This is a genomic window from Psychrobacillus mangrovi (assembly GCF_037104765.1).
In the GTDB taxonomy this organism is placed as follows: domain Bacteria; phylum Bacillota; class Bacilli; order Bacillales_A; family Planococcaceae; genus Psychrobacillus; species Psychrobacillus mangrovi.
Genome location: NZ_JBAWSY010000020.1, coordinates 18,785 through 42,998 on the forward strand (window position 1 = coordinate 18,785; position 24,214 = coordinate 42,998).

The following is a 24,214-nucleotide window of genomic DNA, read 5'->3' on the forward strand; positions in this document are numbered from 1 at the left end:
CCTGGTTATTAGCTTACATTAGAAAAGTATATACACAAAAAATAGCAGCACAATAACTGAGCAAAGAAATTGATTTATAAAAATAAAAGGCATATATTTATTTTGAGTTCGAAATATATGAATTCAAAACAAATACAGAGAGGAAGAATAATTATGAGTAACCGTTTTGATGATCAAGTAGTATTAATCACAGGTGCAGGATCTGGCCTAGGACGAGCAGCTGCTTTACAAGTCGCAAAAGAGGGAGCGAAACTTTCACTCGTTGATTTGAATAGTGAATCACTAGAGGAAACTAAAAAAGTAATTTTAGCAGCAGTTCCAGAAGCAGAAATACTTTTAGTTACTGCAAACGTCGCAGACGAAGCTGCAGTTAAAAATTATGTAGAGGAAACTGTTAATAAATTTAGCCGTATAGACGGGTTCTTTAACAATGCTGGAATCGAAGGAAAACAAAATCTCACAGAGGATTTCGGTAGTGACGAATTCAATAAAGTCGTTAGTATTAATTTAAACGGAGTGTTTTACGGGTTAAAATATGTATTAGCAGTTATGAAAAAACAAGGTTCAGGTTCTGTAGTAAATACTGCTTCAGTCGGTGGTATCCGTGGAGTAGGTAATCAATCAGGATACTCAGCAAGTAAACATGGTGTTGTAGGCTTAACAAGAAACTCTGCAATTGAATATGGGCAATTTGGAGTAAGCATTAAAGCAATTGCACCAGGTGCAATTATGACGCCAATGGTAGAGGGGTCATTAAAACAAATCGGCGGAGAAAATTGGGAAGAAGTCGGTAAAGAATTCGTTCAACCTAACCCAATGAAACGATTTGGTAAACCGGAAGAAGTAGCATATTTAGTAGCATTCCTATTATCAAATCAAGCTAACTTCATCAATGCCGCTGTTGTTCCAATCGACGGCGGACAATCATATAAATACTAATAAGAAAAGCGTAAGTTACCTGCTTAGCCGTGGCAAGCAAATAATGATTTACGAGGAGGCAGTTCCTCTGCCACCAAAATTTGAAAAGGATGAACCATCGAAAAGTGGCTCATCCTTTTTACTTTTTAGACATTTTTAATAAAACAAAAACTGCAATAGCTAATATAAATAACCCGAATAAGATAGCTAGTGAAATAGCAACGAAAGCAAGTAACCCCATCTAACAACACTCCCTTTATATTCCTATTTTATAGAAGTTAGAAAGGGAGTCAATGCTTGGTCGTTATTCCACCTTTGAAAACAAATCATTAAGCGATTCACTCATAGTTGGATGAGTAAAAACCATATCTCGTAAAAAAGTGTAAGGCAATTTCGCTTCCATTGCTAGCTTGACAATATTGATCATCTCACTTGACTCTACACAAAACAGCGTACATCCTAATATTTCATTTGATTCAGGATCAATTAGTGCCTTTAAAAGCCCGTTTGTTTGTTCTACAATACGTGCTCTTGGAATTCCAGCAGCTGGCATGGAAACAACTTTATAGGCAATCCCCTTTTCCTTTGCCATGTTTTCATTCAAACCTATATGAGATAATACTGGATCTATGAATACAGAGTACGGAATATTACCACGTTTTTTTTTCGTATAAGATCCGCCACCAAAAAGTTGATTTTTTACAATTCGATAATCGTCTAAAGAAATATATGTAAATTGAGGACCACCATTTACATCACCCAATGCCCAAATATTATTCGCTGTTGTTTTTAAAGCATCATCCACAACTACCGCTCCTCGGTCATTAACTTTAACTGTAGTATTCTCTAGTCCTAAGTTTTCTATATTTGGTTTTCTTCCTGTTGCAAGCAATACTACGTTTCCAAATACTTTCGTACTATTGTTATTTTCTGTATAAGTTACAACTACACCATCTTCCTCATTTTTTACTGATTCTACTTTGCTTTTCGTAACGATTTTTATGTTTTTCATTTCTAATATTTTCTTTGCTTCTTCTGCAATATCACGATCTTCTTTCGGCAGGAATTCCTCATTCCCATCGATTATCGTTACCTCAGAACCAAAGTTTGCATACATCGAAGCAAATTCTAATCCAATATAGCCTCCGCCAATTATGATTAGTTTTTCTGGTAGCTCTTCACGCTCTTGGAGTGTTGTCGAATCATATATATGATATGCCTCTTCCAATCCATTAATAGGTGGAATGTTTGGTCTAGCACCTGTGTTTAGGAAGAATTGCTTGGCCGTTACCTCAAACTGCTCCTCTGAGGTTTTTACTTGGACTTTATTATCACTTAGGAAAGTTGCTTCCCCAGTTATAACAGTAATATTTTCTTGATCATCTAACATATGAAAATTCTTATTTCTTAAGAAAGAGGTAAGCTCGTCCTTTTGAGCAATAGCCTTTGTATAAAATTCCTCTTTAGAAGCAGTGGAATACTGTTTTTTGTCAGCAGAATGAACTAATGATTTGGTTGGAATGCAAGCAATATTAATACAAGTCCCTCCATACATTTTCGGAGACTTTTCAATTACCGCAACCTTCTTCCCATGTTTTGAAAGCTCAGAAGCGAGTGTTTTTCCTCCTTTCCCAAACCCTATAATGACTGCATCATAATTTTTCACATTAAAACCTCCCACCTTATCTGTTTCCTTTTTAGCAAGCATTTAAACGAAAAAGAGCCCCTTTCTTATTAGGGATTTTCTGAGATACACCAGGGATTTTCTGAGATCCCTCGAGATTTTCTGAGATTCTCCAAGATTTTCTGAGATCCACCCGGGATTTTCTGAGATTCCCTGAGATTTTCTGAGATCCACCCTGGATTTTCTGAGATTCCTCGAGATTTTCTGAGATCCACCCGAGATTTTCTGAGATCCACCCTGGATTTTCTGAGATTCCTCGAGATTTTCTGAGATCCACCCGGGATTTTCTGAGATCCCTCGAGATTTTCTGAGATCCACCCGAGATTTTCTGAGATCCACCCGAGATTTTCTGAGATCCACCCGAGATTTTCTGAGATCCACCCGAGATTTTCTGAGATCCACCCGAGATTTTCTGAGATTCTCGAGATTTTCTGAGATACTCCGAGATTTTCTGAGATTCCCGAGATTTTCTGAGATCCGCCCGGGATTTTCTGAGATTCTCCGAGATTTTCTGAGATCCACCCGAGATTTTCTGAGATACCTCATAGATTTTCCAAATAAAAAAGACTACCTCCAATTTAATGAAAGTAGTTCTTATATTATTAAGCGTTCACTTTTGTTTTTTCTAGTGCTGCTCCTAAGAATTTAGCAAGTTCTAACATGCCGTATTTCTGTTCTTTTGCTTCGGCATCGGCATTGTAGTTTGTGTTCGTATTCACATCATATGTGTACATTACACCATTTGCATCACGAATAAATTCTATTCCGGCTACATCAATTTTATTTGCTTGGAGGAATGATTCGTATCGCTCTATCCAAGAAGCGTCTATATCTTCTTTAATTTCAAATTTCATTGCTGGCTCTTCTCCAACCGGACAGAATGCATCTCCGATTTGGCAAGAATCTGCTGGACAAAGCTCGAACCCTTCTGAAGTATCTACTCTCACAGCATATACATATTTTCTAGCAACAAACTCTGCTCTAGTAATATAGGAATCTGGAGATTGGATATACTCTTGAATGAGCGTAATTCCGTCCACCGGTTCTTCAAACAATGAACCGTTTACATACTCTGCCAAAGCTTCAACCGTTTGAAATAACTGAACACCTAGTCCTTTACCTGCACGATTATGCTTTGTTATAAATGGCGTCTTTCCAAGTTTTTGTGCAGCTAAAATAATTTGATTTGCTCCTACTGCAGCGATTGTTTTAGGTGTCTTGATGCCACTTGCTTCAAGAGCTGTGTACTGATTGATTTTACTCAACTCTAAGCTTAATGCCTTTGTTCCATTAAATACAGTACGTCCATGGAACTCTAGCCAAGCAAGTACACTACCTGCTAGCTCAGGGGCATATCTATGACCTCTCGTATGAGAAGAAGCACTCATTCTATTATAAAATACACCTTCAGGTGGTGCCGTTGTTAAATCTACAATTCCTTGATCCAAATGCCAAGACTCATAAGGAAGATTCAATTCTTCTAATCGTTTCGTTAAATGAACCGTCCACTCATCATTTTCATGGATAATATATATTTTTGACATAAGTTTTACTCCTTTATATTAGTTTCTTTGAATAAAAATCAATACCTATTAAACTTATAGTATTTATACTATTTCAATCTCATAAAGTCAATTTGTTCATTCCAATAAAAAATCCTCACTCTCCAATTTCTTAGAAAGTGAGGCTATCTTTTTAATATGGTTCTGCTTCGTTACTCTGCTGAATTGCATTATCTGGGGCTTCATCACCGTCAATATTACCAAGAGGTTTATTAGTCGAACCGCCTTTTGGTGCGTTCTTCAAACCTTCTCTTAAATGATACCCATAATCTTTGTCCGCTTCTTCCGCAAGGGCAATCATTTTTTCCTGGATTCTTTTATCACAGTTAGCTAGGTCATTTACGAGATTAGAAATAAGCTCTGTTTTTTCCCATTGCTCAAAATTACGATATGTTTCTCCAGCTTGCTTTGTATTGCTTTGCCGATCAATTGATTGACGTACTAAATTCCCTTTAATCATAGGTGTGTATTCTTCACCTAATTGCTCTGCTTCTTGCAAACCATCTAAAATAGAAGGCTCATAATTGATATGCGGATTTTGGAAAGGTCCTCTATCCAATCTGTAAGCCATTTGTCCTCCACTTTGATTGGTTGCTACACGTTTTTTCGGTGCATTGATTGGTAATTGCAGATAGTTTGCTCCTACACGATGTCTTTGTGTGTCGGAATAAGAAAACGTTCTTCCTTGAAGCATTTTATCATCGGAAAAATCAAGTCCATCTACTAAGACTCCTGTTCCAAAAGCCACTTGTTCGACTTCATTAAAATAGTCTTCTGGATTTCTATTCAACACCATTTTCCCTACAGCCTTCCAAGGAAATTGATCCTCTGGCCAAAGCTTCGTATCATCAAGCGGATCAAAATCTAATTCAGGGTGGTCATCATCACTCATTATTTGTACAAGTAATTCCCACTCAGGAAAATCTCCTTTTTCAATCGCATCGTATAAATCCTGCGTCGCGTGATTAAAGTTTTTTGCCTGTATTTCTTCCGCTTCTTTTTGTGTCAAATTTCGAATTCCTTGCTTTGGTTCCCAGTGGTATTTTACTAGGACAGCTTTGCCTTCCTTATTCACCCATTTGTACGTATTCACCCCTGAACCTTGCATCATTCGGTAGTTTGCAGGAATTCCCCATGGCGAATAAACAAAAGTAACCATATGAAATGATTCTGGAGAGCTGGCACAAAAATCAAAGAAGCGCTCGGAATCTTGAATATTTGTAATCGGGTCTGGCTTAAAAGCATGGATCATGTCTGGGAACTTCATCGCATCTCGAATAAAGAAAATTTTTAAATTGTTCCCTACCAAATCCCAGTTCCCATCTTCCGTGTAGAACTTTACTGCAAAACCACGAGGATCTCGTAACGTTTCTGGAGAATGTCCGCCATGAATCACGGATGAAAATCGAACGAAAACTGGTGTCTGCTTCCCATTTTCTTGAAACAATTTGGCACGTGTATATTTGGAAATCTTTTCTTCACCAGCCTTGCCATAGGCCTCAAAATAACCATGAGCTCCAGCACCGCGAGCATGTACGACACGTTCTGGAATACGCTCTCTATCAAAATGACTAATCTTTTCAATGAAATCATAATTTTCGAGTGTTGCTGGGCCTCTATTTCCTACTGTTCTAATGTTTTGATTGTTGGTAATTGGATGCCCTTGTCTATTCGTCAGCATATCCTCTTCCTCAATATTCGTTTCAAAGTTAGATTGATCTTTTTCCACACTTCATCCTCCTTTAAGTTATATAGTTTTCATACTTCTATATACTTTCCCGATTTTGAAGTAAATATTCCCATTAAAGATTAATGTTGCATGAAAAATGCATACTTTTCCCAAGCATTAACTTGCAGTAATTCTTCTATGCCTCTTTTGCTAGATACATACGTTTGTAGTTCACCCTTATATATAAGGTCTAAGCTTGGAAGCTGTTCAAAATGGTGAGGTTGAACTAAGCAAGGAGGAACATGTAACTTTGTAGATTCACACTCACTCAAAATAGTTGCGACAAATTGTGAGCAGAAAAAGGCATGCTCTCGTTCTAATTTTAGTTGCATCGCCACACCAAATAATCCGATCAAATTATATTTATACATCTCTTTTTCTCGTTCTATTTCGCGAATTTTATTTCGCATTCGATTATACTCTTGGGAGGTCACCTGGCATTTATAGATTGCACATGTTGCATGCTTAAATAGCCCATTAGAAGCGTCCTCTTTAATAAATCCTCCGATAAATGGATTATTTTTATTTTTCCTACCAAAACTATAAATTTCGTTTAGCTCTTCATCAAAAGAAATAGACGTATGATTTAATTCTTTTCTCGTATACACACCTATAGCCTTTGAAAACAATGTTCCAGTATTACTTAACATAATGTAAATGTTCTTCTCCATTTCCACACCCCGTTCACAGGAAACATTTTGCCCCCGAATCTTCTTTTCTAATCATCCAACAAGAGCAATATTTTCCATACGGGCTTAGGAAGGAAAGTATATACGACTTCAGACGTATATTTTTTATTGGTTATAACACTAAACGAAAGGATCACTTAATTTTAGGTCTAATGACTAAATTTTAATAACTAAATATATGTATTTAGTATTATTATTTTAAATATTTTAAATTTACTTTTTATACTACATACCTACACGAGTTGTCGATTGAATAGTCAGTTAGTATCGTTTTAATGATTGTGGCTATGTCAAAAGATTGATAAACTTTCTTTGTTTGTTATTAAAGTTTCTAACTTAATGTAAAGGAGAAAAAATGTGACTCAATATAACAGAGAAGAATTATCGCTATTAAACCAAGTATTCTTCGCTTTATTTATAGTAGCGGATTTTGCCCTTTTTCTTTATTTTCATCAAAGTGAGTATCCTTGGTTTTCATTATTAGGAGCAGGAATTGGGTTATTCATTATTGTCCTTTGTTGGTCAGGTAAAAAATATACATACTTCCTTGCTTCTTTACTAGTGTGTACTGCTTTATTTTCATTAGTTTATAATTGGCACGCCATTGTACACTAATAAACTTAAAAACTATTAGGAGGGTTAAATTATGTCAGAACATGAAAAGAAAAATCCTATTTTAAATAAACGATCTTCCAGACGTACCTTCATGAAAAATTCTGGATTAACAGTTGGCGGACTTGTACTAGGGGGGGCTATTGGAAGCCTAGTGATTGGAAAACAAGAGAATACTACGAAAGCAGTTGACGGAAAAACTCATACAGTTGTCGATTACAGTGATACTCGTCAGTTTTTCGTACGTCAAAAAGATTTTGATGCGCTTAGTGCAGCCACTGAAATTATATATCCAGAAGATGAACATGGTCCAGGTGCCATTGCATTAGGTGCTCCTTACTTTATCGACAAGCAATTAGCTAGTCCTTGGGGAAGTAATGCAGATGATTATCGAAAAGGTCCTTTTCAAAAGGGAGATACACCTCTTAACAAGAGCGAAATACTGTTACAAGGTGTCCGAAAACTAAATGAAGTTGCCGAAAAAGAACATGACGGTACAGTATTTAAGGATTTAACACAAGAACAACAAATTGCTATATTAACTACTTTTGAAGCCGGAAAAGTAGAGATGGAGTTAGTAAGCTCTGCTGCTTTCTTTGGCTTGCTAAGAACTCTTACATTACAAGGTTGCTTTTCAGATCCACTTTACGGGGGCAACAAAAACATGGCTGGTTGGAAAATGAAAGAATTTCCTGGCGCACAAATGTCTTACACTGCTTATTTAGATAAAGATGAATTCGTTTCAATTGAACCTATTAGCTTAGGTGGACATACAAAACATTAATAACTAGGAGGTTTAGTAATGGTTACAAAATTACCTAAAGTTGACGTAGTTACAACAGGTATGGGTTGGACAGGTGGTATCATTGCTGCGGAACTAACAAAAGCCGGCTACAAAGTAGTTGGATTAGAACGCGGTGTAGAAAGAACAATTGAAGATTATTTACATGGACACGATGAATTAAAATATAATATCCATAAAGAATTAATGCAAAAATTAACAAAAGATACGATTACTTTCCGAAATACATTAGATGAAGAAGCAAAGCCCGTTCGTGACGAAAATGCACTTGTAGTTGGTACTGGTACTGGTGGTGGTGGTGCACACTGGGGTGGACAAACGTATCGTTACTTCCCTTATGATTTTGAAATTCGTAGTAAAACAATTGAGAAATATGGCGAAAGTAAAATCCCTGAAGGGGTTACAATTCAAGACTGGGGTCTTACGTATGATGAGATTGAACCATATTATTCTAAATTTGAACAAATGGCTGGTATTTCTGGAGAAGTCGATCCACTAGCTGGACCTCGTTCCATCGATTACCCAACACCTCCATTAAAGAAATTAACACAAATGAAGATGTTCCATGAAGCAGCTGAAAAACTTGGTTATCATCCATTCGTAGTTCCAACGGCAAACGTTTCCGAAGCCTATACAAATCCAGATGGAGAAACATTAAACGCATGTCAATACTGTGCATTTTGTGGTAACTACGGTTGTGAATATGGAGCAAAGGCGGACCCAATCGTAACGGTTATACCAACTGCGAAAAAAACTGGTAACTTTGAACTTCGTACGAATTCTTTAGTAACACGTGTTTTATATGATGGAAAAAAAGCTACTGGTGTATTATACAAAGACACAAGAACTGGTGAGGAATTTGAGCAACCAGCAGATGTTGTCGTATTAACAAGCTATATTTTCAATAATGTTCGTTTACTATTGTTGTCTGGAATCGGAAAACAGTATAATCCAAAAACCGGTGAAGGAGTTATCGGTAAGAATTATACAGACCATCATACGATCACAGGCGCAATTGGTTATTTTGAAGAGAAGAAGTTTAATAGTTACATCGGTACAGGATCACTAGGTTCTGCATATAACGACTTTAATGCTGATAATTTTGACCATAGCAATTTTGATTTCATCCATGGTGGACAAATTGAAATGCACTTAATGGGCAATGAACCTATTGCTAATAATCTAGTTCCAATGGGTACACCTATGTGGGGGAAAGAATTCAAAAAGAATTCCTTACACTATTTTTACCGTAATTTAATGGTCGTTTCTCAAAGAGCAATCTTGCCTCATAAAAATCATTATCTCGATTTGGATCCAACCTACAAAGATGACAACGGGGATCCATTAATTCGTGTAACTTTCGATTACACAGAGCACGATCATAAAAGAAATGAATTTTTAGTGGAAAAATGCGCAGAAGTAGTGAAAGAAATGGGTGCTGACATTATCGATACAATCCCAATGTCCGAGCACTTCGGAGGACGATTTACTTTCCAACATGATGCTGGAGGTGTAATTATGGGTGACAATCCTGACAACTCTGCAGTCAATAACTACTTACAAATGTGGGATGTAGATAACTTGTTCGTTTGTGGAGCTTCCGCTTTTCCTCACTTTGGACCTACAAACCCAACTCCAACAGTAGGAGCGCTTACTTATCGTGCTTCTGAAGGAATTATTCAATTCTTGAAAAACGGTGGAGGTCAATTAAATACTGCAAAATAAATACAATTCTCTATCAGAATTAGTCAACGTTTTTCTGTATAGATTTTGGTGTAGATAGAAGTCACCTTTATCACTATGATTAAGAGGCTCTCTTTCTCATTTTTCTTGCTAAGTATGTTATATTAAAAGGGATTCCATTAATAGAAGGAGGAAATTCCATGCCAAATATAGGAATACCGGGTTTAATTCTCGTTTTGATTATAGCTCTTGTCATCTTCGGCCCATCGAAATTACCTCAATTAGGTAGAGCAGTTGGACAAACATTAAAAGAATTTAAAACCTCGACTCGAGATATTATAAATGATGAAGAAAAAGATGATAACAAGTTAGAAGCGAAAGAAACTGAAGTAGAGAAAAAATTATAATATTAAAAACCAGCTATTTTTCAATGATTAGCTGGTTTTTTTCTTCAATTGGATATAGCGTAAACACAAACACCTTTACCCCATTTATGAATGATTTTTTCCACATGCATACCAATTCTTTCAGCCACTTTTATGGAAGGAATATTATTTTTATCTATTAAGGAGACCATCTTATTTAATTTCAATTGGTTAAAGCCGTAATTTTTACAAGCTAATGCCGCTTCAGTAGCATATCCTTTTCCCCATACACGTCTAACAAATAGATATCCAATCTCCATTTCAATTACACCATCTACTTCTTGCGGGACTATTCCACATTGTCCTAGAAACTCCCCAGTTACTTTATCCTCTACAATCCAAAGCCCTACACCATGCTTTGTGTAGTTATCTAAAGTCCAATCAATCCACTCAATCGTCTGTTGTTCGTTTTTTATAGTTGGATAATATCTCATAGCTTCTGGGTCTGAGAATATTTCCAATAAACGCTCAGCATCTACTTTATTCATTTTTCTTAATACCAATCTTTTTGTACTTAGTATGAAATTATCCATTTTTATCACACCTTTATAAGAAACAATATTATTTGTTCAAGAAAAAATGCATAAATTCCTCTTGCATAAATGCACCTTTCACTTAAATAAAATCAGACTGTAGACAAATTCGAATTTATTTCTATATAGGATAGATCAGGTTTTCCGAAGCTTACCACTCGCTTTCCCGCAGGAGTCGAGCGGACGCTTCTCCAAACCAATAAAATGCAACCTTATTATTTTCTATTTACCTCAGGAAAAAAAATCTTGAATTAATAAAGATAATAATAAAGATCAACATTATGAGCATGACTAATAGCCAACTACCTTTAGTCTTTAAATCTATATTTTATTTAAGCTTAAATAAAATTTCTTTTGTCTTAAAAATTTCTAGAAGGTTTTCGGCTATTTCCTCTGGCGATTTTATGCAACCACCCTCAATCCATTCCAATAAAACGCCGTAAGAACCGTACATTTTGTATGTATTAAAATGATCTAAATTTATTTCTTTGTTTTCATTGTTAATATAGGTTATTGCATAAAATATTTCTTTAAACTTGTTTAAAAACTTCTCTCGAAAACCTGGAATTGTATCCTCCAGTTTTAACAGTCCATAGAAATATTTATGCTCATATATATGTTGAAAAAAAGTATTCGAAGTTGGCAAAATTAATTTATAATCTACGATCATTGTATCTTCAAAGGGACGACGAAATGATTTGTTTAGTTCATCTAAAACTTCTGTTACCAATTCTTCAGCCAAATCCTCTTTATCTTTAAAATACAAATAAAAAGTGCTTCTATTATAATCTGCACGTCCTACTATATCAGTGACCGTTACATTTTTATATCCTTTTTCCCTAATCAAACTAATAAAATGTGTCTTAAAAATTCTTTTCGTTCTCCTAATTCTTCTATCCCCGCTTTTTTCGTTTACAGAACTCATAAAACCCCCCCTAACTAACCAATTCATACTATAGGATAGATTATCTATTGTTATAATTCAATCGTCCTGCAGGAAGATGCGTCTAAAGAAATAGAAAAATGCCAAGGAAATTTTCATTTCCATTGGCATTTATTCATTACTTTTAGAATAATGTAGAATCACTTCTTCCAATAAATCGATACCAATCATAATATCATCAATGGGTGTATACTCATTTGGATGGTGACTAAGTCCATCGAAAGAAGGAATAAATATAAGTCCTGTCGGGCATAGTTTAGCCATATTCATTGCATCATGGCCTGCTCCACTTTGCATAATTTGGCTAGAGAACTTCTTCTCTTCACAAATGTTTATAAGCACATCATTTATTTCCTCTGATAGTAATACTGGTTTTTCAGAGCTAATTTCAACGCTTTCTATATCCAACATTCTATTTTCTTTAATATGTCCTATTGTTTCGTGTAATCGAACAAGTACTCTTTCTCTTGACGGAAGAGAAGTAGATCTTATATCAATTTTCAATTCTACGTCTCCTGGCACTACGTTCATAGCACTATTGTGTACATTTAAAACACCGATTGTGGCTACAGTTCCAAATTGCTCCTCGTCTTTTGCAGCTTTTTCAAGAGCCAATGAAATTTCTGATGCACCTAGAAGAGCATCTTTTCTCATATTCATAGGAGTAGTTCCTGAATGGGAAGCAGTCCCCTTAATCTTCACATGAAGCCTCACAGGAGCCGCTATTCCTGTAACAATACCAATTTTCTTTTTGTTATTTATCAAGACTGGACCTTGCTCTATATGTAACTCAAAAAATGCTTTAAACTGTTCGTTTACTCTACTTGCTTGGTCCACACTATTATAATCCAATGCACACAAAGCAAATGCCTTCTCCATAGTGATTCCATCTTTGTCCTTTATATGCCGATATCTATTTTTGTCAAATTGACCAGCCATCGCTTTACTACCTATAGTAGAAACACCAAAACGAGCAGATTCTTCACACGCAAAGGAAATAATTTCAATCGGATGATCCGTCAAAATTTCTTTCTCATTTAAACGTCTAATTACTTCAAGAGCAGCCGTAACCCCAACTACTCCATCATACTTACCGCCTTGGTATACCGTGTCCAGATGGGATCCCATCACTACAGGAGGAAGCCCATCTACTTTTCCTTGCCTTCGTGCAATAACATTTCCACACGAATCCATTCTAATATCTAAATGCTCTGCCATACACATTCGCATAAACGCGTGAGTACAGGTTTGCTCTTCGTTTGTATATGCTATTCTTGTGATACCTGTATCTCCGGAGTTATATTGGTTAATATTGTTAAATAACAACTCATATCTCTTTTTACTATCCATACAACAATCCCCCTCTATTGTTAAGTTCAAGCATGGAAGGCATATTGGCTCCAAGCTTAATTATTTTTACTTTCCTTTCTTTTCTGAGCCTCTATTTGAAAAGTAAGATACGTTACTCCCAATAAACCAACTATACCAAAGACTGTTGCAATAATAGCTTGTACGGAATATGTAAATTTAGAAAAACTAATTATTATACCGATCACTACAAAGCTATAAAATAGCCAATGTTTATACCTTGCCCAAAATTTTTTCATCACTTCACCTTCCCAATCCGCGTCTTCAACTTACTTAAGCTTTTTTGTATGCTTTTATTATAAACGTTGCAGGCAATAATTGTGCTTTTTGCGTTGAATACCATTTGGAAGGATTTTCTGAGATGTTGTTGTCAGAAAAAATAACTTCATCTATTACTTTTTCAATGGTAAAGCCACATTCAATGAGTGTATTTATATATGTACTTAATTTGCGATGATGGATAATAACCTCGTTATGCCACGCTTTATTGTATTCTGGACCCTCTATATTGTAAGATTTATTGAAGATAAATGAAGACTCCTTATAAGACACTCGATCGTGGATAGGGTGCTCCCAACTAAAGATAAATAACCCACCTGGCTTTAAGTAATTATGGATATTTATCAGTGTGAGCTGTAGATCAACTGTCCATCCTAACGCATAGATAGAATAGACAATATCGAAGTAATTGCTTGGTAGTCCGGGGTTCTTCTCCATAGGAGACTCGAATAACGTTACTTTGACCTGTTGATTAGACAGCACTTTATTTGCTGTTTCTATTTGTTTTGTAGAAAGGTCTAATCCCCATAGTTCCTCTGCTCCTCGGTTACCCATATATTGTAATGAATGACCACTACCACACCCAATATCTAATACCTTTTGGTTCGAAATATCACCAAATAATTTGTGCTGTTCCTCGTTTATTGAAAAGGGTCCATACTCGGGAAGAGCTGTTCTTCCAAAAAATCGGTCCGCTGATTTCTCCCAACTATCCTTATTCATGTTCAAAATTTTAGATTTCGCTTCGATGATTTCCACCTCTTTTGGTTACAAAGATTTTCTAAATGAATAGCACCATTTTTCATAGTCAAATTTGTCTTCATAAAAACGGTGTGCATTTTCTCGCTGAACGCCAGATTCTAATGCTACATATTCAGCTCCATTTTCCTTAGCCCAGGTATGTATAAAATTTAATAATTTCTCTCCATACCCGAATGACCGATGTGCATGATCTGTTACGAGATCATAAATGAAAATATGGCGTTTACTATAAAAATTTGTTCTCCAACTAAAACCAGCCAATGAAACAATCTGGTTATTCTCGTAAAGAGCATACATCATATACCCGTCCTTCTTCATTTCTTTAAATAACTCTAAATATGTATCCTCCGTTAACTCTGTTCTTAACTGTTTCATAACAGGAAAGCCTTCTAACCATTGTTCTTTGTTTGTAAGTTCTTGAATATTTTCTTGCATGAAATATCATTCCTTCCTGCTCTAGAGGGATAGTGAATGTTGTTTAATAAGATTTTTAATAAGCGGATTAAGCTTCTCAGGCAATTCCTTTACTTGAAAAAATTGTGCATCTGTTGTTTCTTCCCCATCTGCCTTCAGAATTCCACCTTTAATTTCCTTTGTTACATAAGCGATTGTAACAGGATAGAATTATCGCCATTTGGTAATTGAACAAAATACTGTTTTCCTGAAAACACACCAACTAAGTCAAGCTTGCCTATTTCTAATCCCGTTTCTTCCAAGACTTCTCTTCTTCCGCTTCCTCAGTTGATTCCCCCAATTCGATAAAACCTCCAGGAACACCCCATAATCCATCACTTCGTTTTTGCAATAAAAATTCACCTTGTTCATTAATGACTGCAACAGCAACTCCAACTAATATCAGAGGTTGATTCCCAACAGTATTACGTAAATCCTCGATATAACCCATAATAACCTCCATAGCCTTATTTTGTTTTTCGGCAAACATAAATCATTTGATCGCTATCATCTGTCAACGGTGTTTCATTCCAATCATTGTATACATGAAGTATTTCGAATCCATTTGAAGATAATAGTCGCTCCATTTCTTTTGGAAACACATACCGTAAACTAATATTTGTTTTTACTTCTTTCACTAGTTCTCCGTTTTGATTTTTATACTTTCTTATCGTTGTATAGTATTGCACTTGGTTCAATGACTCATATCTACTAATCGTGTAAACTTCTACTTTATGGCAAGTTTCCTTATCGATATAAGTTTTCCAATATTCTTCTGTACTTGGTTGTAACAATTCCTCTGCATTCGGAAATCTGGTGCCAAATATAAAGATTCCATCGTTTTCTAAATGATTATTCACAGATCTCAGTAATCCATCTTGATCTTCATTTTCAAGAAAATGTTGAAAGGAATTTCCAACAGTGAATATCAAGTTACTTTTGACCTTCAAATCTAATTTGGTACAATCTTGTTCTATCCAATCAATTTCCAAATGAAAATCAGATGCCTTCTTTTTTGCTTCGGCTAGCATGCCGCTATGTAGGTCTACCCCAATTAATTTATATCCTTCCATAGCCAATGGAATCGTGGCCCTGCCCGTTCCACAAGCCAAATCTATTAATATTCCTTCAGTTTTAGCTGCCCATTTTGATAAGAATTTCACATCATCTACATAGGCACTATTTTCAAGATCATACAAAATAGGATTATCATATTCTTCGAAATTGTCTAATACCATTATATTAAATTTCCCCTACTAATAATTTTGGAACTATTAAGATTAATACTAAACCTGTGAACATATAGGTTATATACTTTTTTCGATCAGCACCTACTCTTAACTCCCAAAGAGCTAATGTGACACAATACAAGCCAATCATTACGAAAATTATTGGTAACAATAAAAACAGCATAATATTCACCCCATCGGATAGATTCCTATCTTGGTATAACTACTTCGACATCCTTCCTAAAATACCTGCTTTCTAGGTTGTCCATTCTCATTAAGCTTTTAAAAAGAAAGGGGATATTCCCCTCTCTCAACTGAAAATTAAATTGATGAAGAAAGTTCTCAATAACCGTATCTTCCTTAATATCTTGGATAGCCATATCCTGGATAATAAGGATAATATGGATAGTACGGATAATAAGGATAGTATGGATAATATGGATAATACGGATATCTTGGATACCGATACTGTGGATATCTAGGATATCTTGGGTATCTAGGATATCGGTCTCGGTCTCGACGCGGACTTTCATCTCTATAGCCATCTCCAAATGGCATATACATTCCACTTCACTCCTAATGATAAAATAAAATCTCTATACATTATGCTAGTTGGGTTAAAGTGTCTAGGTAATATAAGTAATTGTCTATATACAGTGTTGAGCAAGAAACTTGTGAATATGCTTTTCGTCCATATGGTAAGCAATACAAATTTTTGAAGAAAGCCGAGGTTAGGCTTATGAAAAACTTTTTACGATTTGTTTATTTACAAGCAATTTCTTGTGTTTTTCCGGTAATCATATTTGCCGCTCTTGCCTTTTCGAAATATGTAAATACTCCATTTTTACCAAGATATGATTTAATTTTAATTATTTGTATTGCAGCCCAAGTCTTCATGCTTGTCTCTAAATTAGAAACAATCGATGAGTTCAAAGTCATATGTTTATTTCATGTAATAGGTCTAGCACTGGAATTATATAAGGTCCATATGGGTTCTTGGAGTTATCCAGAGGCAGCATATAGTAAGATTTTTGGTGTCCCGCTATATAGTGGTTTCATGTATGCGAGCGTCGCGAGTTACATTTGTCAAAGCTGGCGTCATTTAGATTTGCATATTTATCATTGGCCAAGGTCCTTTTGGGCAGTCGGTATAAGCATTCTTATTTATCTTAATTTCTTTGCTCATCACTTTACCTATGACATTCGCTGGTGGTTGAAGGGGCTACTCTTTATTATTTTCTTACGAACGATCGTCACTTTTCAAATCAACGATAAAATCTATAAAATGCCTATGATTCTCTCCTTCATTTTAATTGGTTTCTTTATTTGGATTGCTGAAAATATCACTACATTCTTTGGGGCATGGCAATATCCAAACCAAGAAGCTACATGGTCCCTTGTCCACATTGGAAAAATCAGCTCCTGGTTTTTACTTGTCATTATAAGCGTCATTATCGTGGCACAATTGAAGAGGGTGAAAAGTTCTGCGGAACTTGTTAAGTAGAATGAGCGTTTCGCATTTTTACTCAAAAAAACACCGCCATCAGTTGGCGGTGTTTGAAACTGTAGACAAACTCAATTTTGGGTGCATAAAGTTGTATGTTAAATTCGGCAAGGACCACCACTTCGCTTTCCTTGGGCTTGGCTTCAGCCTCCTCGTCACTGCGTTCCTGCGGGGTCTTCTGCTCAAGCTGTTCCCAAAGGAGTCTTCGTAGTGGTCCTTGCCTTATAAACAATTTAATATAGATATCTACTATCTTTACTTTTAATTAGATAAAGAAACCTCTTTAGAAATATTTTTCATTATTCATAGCCGTTTATAAAAATACTTTTGTCGTCAAGCAGAAACACCGCCATCAGTTGGCGGTGTTTCATTTTAGTCCACTACAAAATATCTAGCATCTGGATGTGCAAATACGATGGCAGAGACCGATGCTTCTGGCTCCATCATGAATTCTTCGGTTAATTGCACACCGATGTCCTCTGGTTTAAGCAGTCCAAACAATTTTGCTTGGTCTTCTAAATTTGGACAAGCTGGGTAGCCGAATGAAAATCGTTGGCCTTGGTATTTCGCTGCGAATCGGTCGCGCATTGTGAAATCAGTTGCATCCGGGAAGCCCCATTGATCTCGGATTTCCTGGTGAATCCGTTCAGCAAACCCTTCTGCCAGTTCAAGAGCAGTTGCCTGCAATGCATGACTTTCTAGAAACTTTCCTTGTTCTTTCAGTATATTAGCTGCTCCACGAACGCCGTGTCCTGCAGTAACAAGCATAAATGCAACATAATCCATTTCTCCACTTTCTACGGATTTTAAATAGTCCGCTAAACAAAGATATGGTTCGACAGATTGACGCGGGAAAGTATATCGTTCTATTTCTGTTTTGCTATCAGTTGGATCATAGATCACTACATCGTCTCCATCCGATTGAGCAGGGAAAAATTGATACATACCAGATGGTTTTAGAATGCCAGCTCCTAGAAACTCGGTTACTAGTTCATGTAATTCCACCGCACGTTCGTCGCCTTGTTCCAATAATTTATCACTATACCCTTTTAAGCCTAAATGATGGCCGATAAGTGTCCGCATATTAACGTATGGATATAAGTGAGATACAGAATAGTCTTTCAAAACGTGACGACGTAAGTCTTTTGGCTTGTATACTTGAACATCTTCACGTACTGTTTTAACTGGTTTCGTTAACACGGCTACAGCTTGTTTGGAAGCTCGAGCTGCTTCTGCTACTTTCCGCTTTTCTTGTTGAGTTATTAATTCTTCTAGCAAAACAGATTTATCTTCCTCACTTTGTAGACGGTTTGCGAGATCTAAACCTTGCATCGCGTCTTTTGCATAAAGGACTGGCCCATCGTACTCAGCGGAAATTTTTGTCTCTGTAAATCGTCGAGATAACGCTGCTCCACCTACAAGCATTGGAACTTCAATACCTGCTTCTTTAAAGTCTTGTGCGGTAATGACCATTTGTTGAGCTGACTTTACGAGAAGACCTGATAAACCTACGATATCTGGCTTTTCTTTTCGAATAACTTCTATTAAAGTGGCAGGTGTTACTTTTATTCCAACGTCAATTACTTTATAACCGTTATTACTTAAAATAATATCGACCAAGTTTTTCCCAATGTCATGTACGTCACCTTTTACAGTCGCAAGAACAATTTTCCCTTTACCAGAGTCATCTTCCTTCTTTTCCATGAACTGTTCCAGATAAGCAACAGACGCTTTCATTACACCAGCACTTTGGAGAACTTCCGCAACAATTAATTGATTGTCATTAAAAAGTCTCCCTACTTCGGACATACCTTCCATCAGTGGTCCGTTTATAACATCTAAGGGGTTGTCATACATTTTAAGTGCCTCTTCCAAATCTGGAATAAGCCCTTCTTTCGTACCTTCCACAATATAATAAGCAAGACGTTCGGGTACCGTTTTCGGGATATCCTCTTCGGTTTTTTCTTTCTTTTTGTCTCGATAAAAGTCAGTAAAATCAGCTAATGTTTTATCAGTTGTTGTAAATAAAAGCTCGTTGGCCATCGCAATTTCCTGTTCAGGAATAGATGCATATCGCTCTAGCTTTTCCGTGTTTACAATCGCATAATCAAGACCTGCTTGTGTGCAGTGATACAAATAAACAGCATTGAGAACTTCTCTCCCTACTGGTGGAAGACCAAACGACACGTTACTTACTCCTAAAATAGTTAAGGAACGAGGCATCTTTTCTTTAATTAATCGAATTCCTTCAATTGTTTCCACTGCTGAGCCAATATATTGCTGATCTCCTGTACCTACCGGGAAAACGAGCGGATCAAAAATAATATCTTCAGGCGCAAGTCCCCATTTATTTACGAGCAAATCATACGAACGTTCCGCAATTTCCAGCTTCCGTTCACGGGTAACCGCCATTCCCACTTCATCAATCGTTCCTACTACTACAGCTGCTCCATATTTTTTGACAAGCGGCATAACTGCGTCAAATCGTTCTTCGCCATCTTCTAAATTGATGGAGTTGATGATTGTTTTACCTTGCGAATATTTCAATGCCTCTTCAATGACATTTTCATCCGTCGAATCAATGACAAGCGGCACTTTCACTTTTTTCACAACTTCCTTCATGAAGTTGGTCATATCAGCTAATTCATCTCTGTCAGGGTTAGCAAGACAAATATCGATAACGTGAGCGCCACCTTTTACTTGTGCACGCGCAATTTCTGAAGCTTCTTCAAATTTTTCATCCACAATAAGTCTTTTAAATTTTCGTGACCCAATCACATTTGTTCTTTCACCTATTAGGAGTGGACGCATTGTTTCGTCATATAGTAACGGTTCAATCCCTGAAACCACATGACCATGGCCTGTTTCAGCTGGCTTCCGAGGTGCAATATCTTTTACCGCTTCGCGAACTGCTTGAATATGGGCAGGAGTAGTTCCACAACATCCACCTACTACATTTAGCCATCCTTTTTCTGCAAAACCCTTTAACTTTTTCGATAACGATTCAGGTGATTCATGGTAATGTCCTTCTTCATCCGGTAAGCCTGCATTTGGGTAACAGCTAACATAGCCAACTGATAACTCCGAAAGGGAGCGAATATGATCTGTCATAAATTCTGGCCCAGTTGCACAGTTAAGCCCCACAGAGAGTGGTTTAATATGTTCAATCGAAATATAAAACGCTTCAATACTTTGACCCGCAAGCGTCGTTCCCATAGGCTCGATTGTTCCAGAAATCATTATAGGAAGGTCCTTACCCGTTTCTGTAAATGCTTGCTTTATTCCAATGGTTGCAGCCTTTACGTTTAGCATATCCTGACTTGTTTCCAACAGGATAACATCGGAGCCACCTTCGACCAATGCCTTTGCTTGTATGTAAAAGTCATTTGTTAACTCATCGAAGGTTATTCCACCTGTAACAGACAATGTCTTTGTTGTCGGTCCAATTGCACCAGCCACAAATCTCGGCCAGTCGGGAGTAGATAATTCAATTGCAACCTTCTTCGCAAGCTGTACTGCACGTATATTAATTTCATGCGCTTGGTCACCAAGATCATATTCATTCAATACGACAGGTGTGCCACCAAATGTATTCGTGCAGATGATATCTGCTCCGGCTTCTAGATATTCCCGATGAATTTGTTCAATAACAGTTGGTTTGACAACGTTTAAATACTCGTTACACCCCTCGTATTCTTCCCCACCAAAATCTTCTGGAGTGAGATTCGCATTTTGGATCATCGTCCCCATTGCGCCATCAATAATAAGAATTCTTTTTTGAAGTTCCTGTTCAATTAGATGCTTTGACATAGCTGTTTTCTCTCGCTTTCTTTGCGTCAATCTCTTTAATATGGCGAATTAATTCTAGTGACATATCTACTCGGAAAAACGGGGTAATAATGTAAATACCATTAAATAATTCCGCAGCAGTGTCAATAAGCTCTTTAGCAATTTGTATACCTTCCGCAGTAGAGCGCTCTTTATCTTCTCCACAAGCACGCATACGTTCTAGTACTTCGTCTGATAATTTAATACCTGGCACTTCATTGTGCAGGAATTCGGAATTACGACTATTTGTCAGTGGCATAATCCCAAGGAAAATTGGGGTTGATAAATGTTTTGTCGCTTCATATATTTCTTCAATTTTTTCTTTCGAATAAACAGGTTGGGTAATGAAATAATCAGCTCCACACTCGATTTTCTTCTCTAATCGTTTTACTGCGCGATCGAGTACCCGAACATTTGGATTAAAGGCAGCTGCCACAGAGAAATTGGCTTTTTTTCGAAGCGATTTTCCTGAGAATGAAATACCTTCATTTAGCTGTTTAATTAATTGTAGTAACTCTAAGCTTGATACATCATAAACACTTGTTGCACCTGGAAAATCTCCAATTTTAGTTGGATCTCCGGTAACAGCCAATATATCATGAATTCCAAGTGCATCGAGACCCATTAAATGTGATTGCAAGCCAATTAAATTCCGGTCACGACAAGTAATATGAGCCAGTGGACGAATATTGTTTTGTAATTTTAACATCGAGCCCATCGCCATATTGCTAATACGAGGAGAAGCAAGTGAGTTATCTGCCATCGTCACTGCATCAATTCCAGCTGCATTGAGCTGTTCTGCGCCTTCCATAAAAGTGGTTGTATCTAAATGGCGTGGCGTATCCAGTTCCACGATGATTGTTCTTTCGGTTTTTGCTTTTTCATGAAGCGGCTGATTAATAGTTGGTTCTGCTTCTTGAATGATTATCGGCTTTCTAGGTGTTACGATTTTATCTGTAATTGGAGGTAGGGTTCCAATTCTTTTTTTCACGGCTTCAATATGTTTTGGTGTTGTACCACAGCAACCGCCTATTAATCGAACTCCTGCTTCACGGAGGTATAGAGCAGCTTTTCCAAAATAATCTGCCTCAGATTCGTAAACTATACGACCATCCTCCACATCGAGTAAACTCGCATTAGGATAAGCCGAAAGAAATGCTTTTTCAGGTAAAGTAACACCTTCGAACGCTTGAATCGTATGATGAGGACCAAGTCGGCAATTGACACCTACAATATTTGCCCCTAATGCTTCAAGATGATGTAATGCGTCATTTAGCGATATACCGTTTTGCAAGATGCCTGGATCATGCATCGATACTTGCGCAATAATCGGTGTATCCGTCAACTTTCGTAGATGCGTAATCGTTGCTGAAAGCTCCTCAAAATCATAGTAAGTTTCTAATAATAATCCATCCGGATTTCCTGATAGTAGTTGGGTGGCTTGTTGATTGACCGTCGCAATAATTTCATCAATGGTCGCATCACTCTTTCGAATACCGCGAATTCCACCAATCGTACCAAGTACGAATTGTCCAGCTGGCGCAGCTACTCTTTTTGCGATTTGAATCGCCGCTTCATTGATTTCTTTCATTTGATTCTCTAGTCCGTATCGTGCCAATTTGATCGCGTTCGCACCATACGTATTCGTCTGAATAATATCCGCACCTGCAACTATATAGTCCTGGTGAATCTTCTCAATGATCTCTGGCTTCTGGATATTTAGTTCCTCATTACAATAATCGATTCCATATGAATAAAGCAGTGTCCCCATCGCTCCATCAGCAGTCAACACATTCGTTTGAAGCTTCTCTAATAAACCCATTCGCAATCATCCTCTCTCAAATAAAAAAAGCCTTCCATGAAAAGAAGGCTTTACGAGTATGTAAAATTCGTCCCTTCTCATCTATCAGACACTTAAGCATCTGCTGGAATTAGCACCTGACCAAACGGCTGGTTGCTGAAGCTTCAAAGGGCCAGTCCCTCAGCTTCTCTTGATAAGAATTCAGTATTCAATTTTTAAGTTAGACTTATCGTACCTTTATTCAACTAAAGCGTCAAGACGTAGATTGAATTTTCTACATATTTAGAGTGTTTTTATTATCCGATTTTTGGTGATTATTATCCGATTTTCTTGAGTTATTATCCGATAATCCCGACTTATTATCCGATTATCACACTTTATCATCCGATTCATCAATTTATGACCAATTCCACTTATAAATTGTGTTGCGTTTAGATGAGCCCTCTCTCGTTAGCCCCATAGAATTTAATATGCGGGATGCGGCCTGAAAAGAATCCAATCTGAGAAAATATCTACATTGCCGATTATTAATACTATCCCCAATTAGCATAAACCACTCACGAATCGCCTTCTCATGCGCCAAGCGATCTACGTGGCCACACCGAAAACAGTTCCAACCGTTTTTCTTTTTAACCATCCCATGCGTCTCACACTTTTCACAAAAGACCCCTGTCAGCAATTCATGTGGATTAATGCCCCAGCGACCGCACATTGGAAATGGCAAGTATGTTTGATGACTGGCAATTATTTTCTCAGCCACCTCGCGTATTTCATCTACTGTTAAATACACATTTTCCCGAACCATATTCCGCAAAAATACTGGAATCGTCGAATGAAGAACCGCGGGATATTTTACCGAAGGCTCTACAACCTTCACCCTTGAATTCGTCAACACGATTACACCATACACAGGAATTTTCACTCCTTGCAATCTCAGCCAATCTTCGAGCAAATATATATTTCGTTCAATCTGAACCTCTGGACTCTCAAACACATCCACTTTTCCCTCTTCATTCTCTCGCATAAGCTGAGAAGGATTCTGCTTAAAACGTAAACTACCACCAATATTTTTACTCTCCAAAACCACAGCAAAGTACTGAGTTAGAAATACTGTATCTATTTGAAATTTCCCGTACGATTCTAAACTCACATCATGTAGCACCACATACTCAAATGGAAATGAATACTTCTGAAACACCCAATCCATTCGTACCTCTCCATATACGCCTGCCTTTGCCATTTGCATTTTCGAATGAATCAACTCCTTCATCTCGTGTGTATCTGGCAACCTTCTATTCAATATCTGTAGACCAATAATGCTATGTTCATGCGAACGCGTTTTGACTATCATTTTAACACCCCCAATCGCATCGTATCACATATACAAAACATGTAAATTTCACTAAAACA

22 protein-coding genes, 1 pseudogene and 1 riboswitch are annotated in these 24,214 nt (G+C 37.0%); of the genes and pseudogenes, 6 read left to right on the forward strand and 17 right to left on the reverse strand.

The features are described from left to right. Nucleotides 1-153: 153 nt before the first annotated feature. On the forward strand, nucleotides 154-939 hold the full coding sequence (locus WAX74_RS17695) for an SDR family oxidoreductase (RefSeq protein ID WP_336498997.1): 786 nt from the start codon (nucleotides 154-156) through the stop codon (nucleotides 937-939). Between the two features lie 283 nt (nucleotides 940-1,222). On the opposite strand, the gene WAX74_RS17700 is transcribed toward WAX74_RS17695, so the two are convergent. The 4 genes from WAX74_RS17700 to WAX74_RS17715 all read right to left on the reverse strand — a co-directional run bounded on the left by WAX74_RS17700 (nucleotide 1,223) and on the right by WAX74_RS17715 (nucleotide 6,564). Next, entirely contained in the window at nucleotides 1,223-2,584 is a 1,362-nt protein-coding gene (locus WAX74_RS17700; RefSeq protein ID WP_336498998.1) for an FAD-containing oxidoreductase, read from the reverse strand. A 620-nt stretch (nucleotides 2,585-3,204) separates the two neighbouring features. Further along, on the reverse strand, nucleotides 3,205-4,146 hold the full coding sequence (locus WAX74_RS17705; RefSeq protein WP_336498999.1) for an ATP-grasp domain-containing protein: 942 nt from the start codon (nucleotides 4,144-4,146) through the stop codon (nucleotides 3,205-3,207). A 151-nt stretch (nucleotides 4,147-4,297) separates the two neighbouring features. Beyond that, complete coding sequence (locus tag WAX74_RS17710; RefSeq protein WP_336499036.1) at nucleotides 4,298-5,845, reverse strand: catalase; 1,548 nt, start codon at nucleotides 5,843-5,845, stop codon at nucleotides 4,298-4,300. A gap of 128 nt (nucleotides 5,846-5,973) precedes the next feature. After that, a complete protein-coding gene (locus WAX74_RS17715; protein ID WP_336499000.1) occupies nucleotides 5,974-6,564 on the reverse strand; it encodes a hypothetical protein in 591 nt (196 codons plus the stop codon). Nucleotides 6,565-6,939: 375 nt separating this feature from the next. Between WAX74_RS17715 and WAX74_RS17720 the strand changes: the two genes are divergently transcribed. From WAX74_RS17720 to WAX74_RS17735, 4 genes are all read left to right on the forward strand, one after another. Then, on the forward strand, nucleotides 6,940-7,197 hold the full coding sequence (locus WAX74_RS17720; protein ID WP_336499001.1) for a hypothetical protein: 258 nt from the start codon (nucleotides 6,940-6,942) through the stop codon (nucleotides 7,195-7,197). Between the two features lie 31 nt (nucleotides 7,198-7,228). After that, on the forward strand, nucleotides 7,229-7,978 hold the full coding sequence (locus WAX74_RS17725) for a gluconate 2-dehydrogenase subunit 3 family protein (protein WP_336499002.1): 750 nt from the start codon (nucleotides 7,229-7,231) through the stop codon (nucleotides 7,976-7,978). Between the two features lie 18 nt (nucleotides 7,979-7,996). Continuing rightward, nucleotides 7,997-9,721: a GMC family oxidoreductase gene (locus WAX74_RS17730; protein ID WP_336499003.1), complete on the forward strand. Its 1,725-nt coding sequence runs from the start codon at nucleotides 7,997-7,999 to the stop codon at nucleotides 9,719-9,721. 158 nt (nucleotides 9,722-9,879) lie between these two features. Beyond that, complete coding sequence (locus WAX74_RS17735) at nucleotides 9,880-10,086, forward strand: twin-arginine translocase TatA/TatE family subunit (RefSeq protein WP_336499004.1); 207 nt, start codon at nucleotides 9,880-9,882, stop codon at nucleotides 10,084-10,086. A gap of 44 nt (nucleotides 10,087-10,130) precedes the next feature. Here WAX74_RS17735 and WAX74_RS17740 read toward each other — a convergent pair whose 3' ends face one another. From WAX74_RS17740 to WAX74_RS17785, 10 genes and pseudogenes are all read right to left on the reverse strand, one after another. Continuing rightward, nucleotides 10,131-10,637, reverse strand: coding sequence for a GNAT family N-acetyltransferase (locus WAX74_RS17740; RefSeq protein WP_336499005.1), 507 nt, complete (start codon nucleotides 10,635-10,637; stop codon nucleotides 10,131-10,133). Between the two features lie 328 nt (nucleotides 10,638-10,965). Beyond that, nucleotides 10,966-11,589 carry a TetR/AcrR family transcriptional regulator gene (locus WAX74_RS17745; RefSeq protein WP_336499006.1) on the reverse strand — a complete coding sequence of 208 codons (624 nt, stop codon included), beginning with the start codon at nucleotides 11,587-11,589 and terminating at the stop codon, nucleotides 10,966-10,968. 102 nt (nucleotides 11,590-11,691) lie between these two features. Next, a complete protein-coding gene (locus WAX74_RS17750; RefSeq protein ID WP_336499007.1) occupies nucleotides 11,692-12,930 on the reverse strand; it encodes a M20 family metallo-hydrolase in 1,239 nt (412 codons plus the stop codon). Nucleotides 12,931-12,986: 56 nt separating this feature from the next. Further along, the gene (locus tag WAX74_RS17755) at nucleotides 12,987-13,187 is read right to left on the reverse strand and encodes a hypothetical protein (protein WP_336499008.1); all 201 of its coding nucleotides are present in this window, start codon (nucleotides 13,185-13,187) and stop codon (nucleotides 12,987-12,989) included. Between the two features lie 34 nt (nucleotides 13,188-13,221). Continuing rightward, the gene (locus tag WAX74_RS17760; RefSeq protein WP_336499009.1) at nucleotides 13,222-13,950 is read right to left on the reverse strand and encodes a class I SAM-dependent methyltransferase; all 729 of its coding nucleotides are present in this window, start codon (nucleotides 13,948-13,950) and stop codon (nucleotides 13,222-13,224) included. A 45-nt stretch (nucleotides 13,951-13,995) separates the two neighbouring features. Then, a complete protein-coding gene (locus WAX74_RS17765) occupies nucleotides 13,996-14,424 on the reverse strand; it encodes a GNAT family N-acetyltransferase (protein WP_336499010.1) in 429 nt (142 codons plus the stop codon). A gap of 21 nt (nucleotides 14,425-14,445) precedes the next feature. Next, nucleotides 14,446-14,893 (reverse strand): annotated as a pseudogene (locus WAX74_RS17770) (NUDIX hydrolase). Between the two features lie 16 nt (nucleotides 14,894-14,909). Next, nucleotides 14,910-15,680 (reverse strand): class I SAM-dependent methyltransferase, encoded by a 771-nt coding sequence (locus WAX74_RS17775; RefSeq protein ID WP_336499011.1) that lies wholly within the window; start codon nucleotides 15,678-15,680, stop codon nucleotides 14,910-14,912. Between the two features lie 4 nt (nucleotides 15,681-15,684). Continuing rightward, nucleotides 15,685-15,855, reverse strand: a complete 171-nt coding sequence (locus tag WAX74_RS17780; RefSeq protein ID WP_336499012.1) for a hypothetical protein — start codon at nucleotides 15,853-15,855, stop codon at nucleotides 15,685-15,687. 25 nt (nucleotides 15,856-15,880) lie between these two features. Further along, a complete protein-coding gene (locus tag WAX74_RS17785) occupies nucleotides 15,881-16,204 on the reverse strand; it encodes a hypothetical protein (RefSeq protein WP_336499013.1) in 324 nt (107 codons plus the stop codon). A 206-nt stretch (nucleotides 16,205-16,410) separates the two neighbouring features. Here WAX74_RS17785 and WAX74_RS17790 point away from each other — a divergent pair, with 206 nt between their 5' ends. Continuing rightward, entirely contained in the window at nucleotides 16,411-17,175 is a 765-nt protein-coding gene (locus tag WAX74_RS17790; protein ID WP_336499037.1) for a DUF817 domain-containing protein, read from the forward strand. Nucleotides 17,176-17,547: 372 nt separating this feature from the next. On the opposite strand, the gene metH is transcribed toward WAX74_RS17790, so the two are convergent. The 3 genes from metH to WAX74_RS17805 form a co-directional block, all read right to left on the reverse strand. Then, nucleotides 17,548-20,985 carry a methionine synthase gene (metH, locus tag WAX74_RS17795; RefSeq protein ID WP_336499014.1) on the reverse strand — a complete coding sequence of 1,146 codons (3,438 nt, stop codon included), beginning with the start codon at nucleotides 20,983-20,985 and terminating at the stop codon, nucleotides 17,548-17,550. Beyond that, on the reverse strand, nucleotides 20,966-22,825 hold the full coding sequence (locus WAX74_RS17800; protein WP_336499015.1) for a bifunctional homocysteine S-methyltransferase/methylenetetrahydrofolate reductase: 1,860 nt from the start codon (nucleotides 22,823-22,825) through the stop codon (nucleotides 20,966-20,968). The genes metH and WAX74_RS17800 overlap by 20 nt, the downstream gene beginning before the upstream one ends. A gap of 74 nt (nucleotides 22,826-22,899) precedes the next feature. Further along, a riboswitch (SAM riboswitch) is annotated at nucleotides 22,900-23,004 on the reverse strand. 197 nt (nucleotides 23,005-23,201) lie between these two features. Further along, on the reverse strand, nucleotides 23,202-24,155 hold the full coding sequence (locus WAX74_RS17805; protein WP_336499016.1) for a nuclease-related domain-containing protein: 954 nt from the start codon (nucleotides 24,153-24,155) through the stop codon (nucleotides 23,202-23,204). Nucleotides 24,156-24,214 lie beyond the last annotated feature (59 nt).

What these genes read in the sequence shown, in the direction of transcription:
- WAX74_RS17695 (WP_336498997.1), top strand. Translation starts at nt 154, where the DNA reads ATGAGTAACCGTTTTGATGATCAAGTAGTATTAATCACAGGTGCAGGA.
- WAX74_RS17705 (WP_336498999.1), bottom strand. Translation starts at nt 4,146, where the DNA reads ATGTCAAAAATATATATTATCCATGAAAATGATGAGTGGACGGTTCAT.
- WAX74_RS17710 (WP_336499036.1), bottom strand. Translation starts at nt 5,845, where the DNA reads ATGCTGACGAATAGACAAGGGCATCCAATTACCAACAATCAAAACATT.
- WAX74_RS17715 (WP_336499000.1), bottom strand. Translation starts at nt 6,564, where the DNA reads ATGGAGAAGAACATTTACATTATGTTAAGTAATACTGGAACATTGTTT.
- WAX74_RS17725 (WP_336499002.1), top strand. Translation starts at nt 7,229, where the DNA reads ATGTCAGAACATGAAAAGAAAAATCCTATTTTAAATAAACGATCTTCC.
- WAX74_RS17730 (WP_336499003.1), top strand. Translation starts at nt 7,997, where the DNA reads ATGGTTACAAAATTACCTAAAGTTGACGTAGTTACAACAGGTATGGGT.
- WAX74_RS17735 (WP_336499004.1), top strand. Translation starts at nt 9,880, where the DNA reads ATGCCAAATATAGGAATACCGGGTTTAATTCTCGTTTTGATTATAGCT.
- WAX74_RS17740 (WP_336499005.1), bottom strand. Translation starts at nt 10,637, where the DNA reads ATGGATAATTTCATACTAAGTACAAAAAGATTGGTATTAAGAAAAATG.
- WAX74_RS17745 (WP_336499006.1), bottom strand. Translation starts at nt 11,589, where the DNA reads ATGAATTGGTTAGTTAGGGGGGGTTTTATGAGTTCTGTAAACGAAAAA.
- WAX74_RS17750 (WP_336499007.1), bottom strand. Translation starts at nt 12,930, where the DNA reads ATGGATAGTAAAAAGAGATATGAGTTGTTATTTAACAATATTAACCAA.
- WAX74_RS17755 (WP_336499008.1), bottom strand. Translation starts at nt 13,187, where the DNA reads ATGAAAAAATTTTGGGCAAGGTATAAACATTGGCTATTTTATAGCTTT.
- WAX74_RS17760 (WP_336499009.1), bottom strand. Translation starts at nt 13,950, where the DNA reads ATGAATAAGGATAGTTGGGAGAAATCAGCGGACCGATTTTTTGGAAGA.
- WAX74_RS17765 (WP_336499010.1), bottom strand. Translation starts at nt 14,424, where the DNA reads ATGCAAGAAAATATTCAAGAACTTACAAACAAAGAACAATGGTTAGAA.
- WAX74_RS17775 (WP_336499011.1), bottom strand. Translation starts at nt 15,680, where the DNA reads ATGGTATTAGACAATTTCGAAGAATATGATAATCCTATTTTGTATGAT.
- WAX74_RS17780 (WP_336499012.1), bottom strand. Translation starts at nt 15,855, where the DNA reads ATGCTGTTTTTATTGTTACCAATAATTTTCGTAATGATTGGCTTGTAT.
- WAX74_RS17785 (WP_336499013.1), bottom strand. Translation starts at nt 16,204, where the DNA reads ATGAAAGTCCGCGTCGAGACCGAGACCGATATCCTAGATACCCAAGAT.
- WAX74_RS17790 (WP_336499037.1), top strand. Translation starts at nt 16,411, where the DNA reads ATGAAAAACTTTTTACGATTTGTTTATTTACAAGCAATTTCTTGTGTT.
- metH (WP_336499014.1), bottom strand. Translation starts at nt 20,985, where the DNA reads ATGTCAAAGCATCTAATTGAACAGGAACTTCAAAAAAGAATTCTTATT.
- WAX74_RS17800 (WP_336499015.1), bottom strand. Translation starts at nt 22,825, where the DNA reads ATGGGTTTATTAGAGAAGCTTCAAACGAATGTGTTGACTGCTGATGGA.
- WAX74_RS17805 (WP_336499016.1), bottom strand. Translation starts at nt 24,155, where the DNA reads ATGATAGTCAAAACGCGTTCGCATGAACATAGCATTATTGGTCTACAG.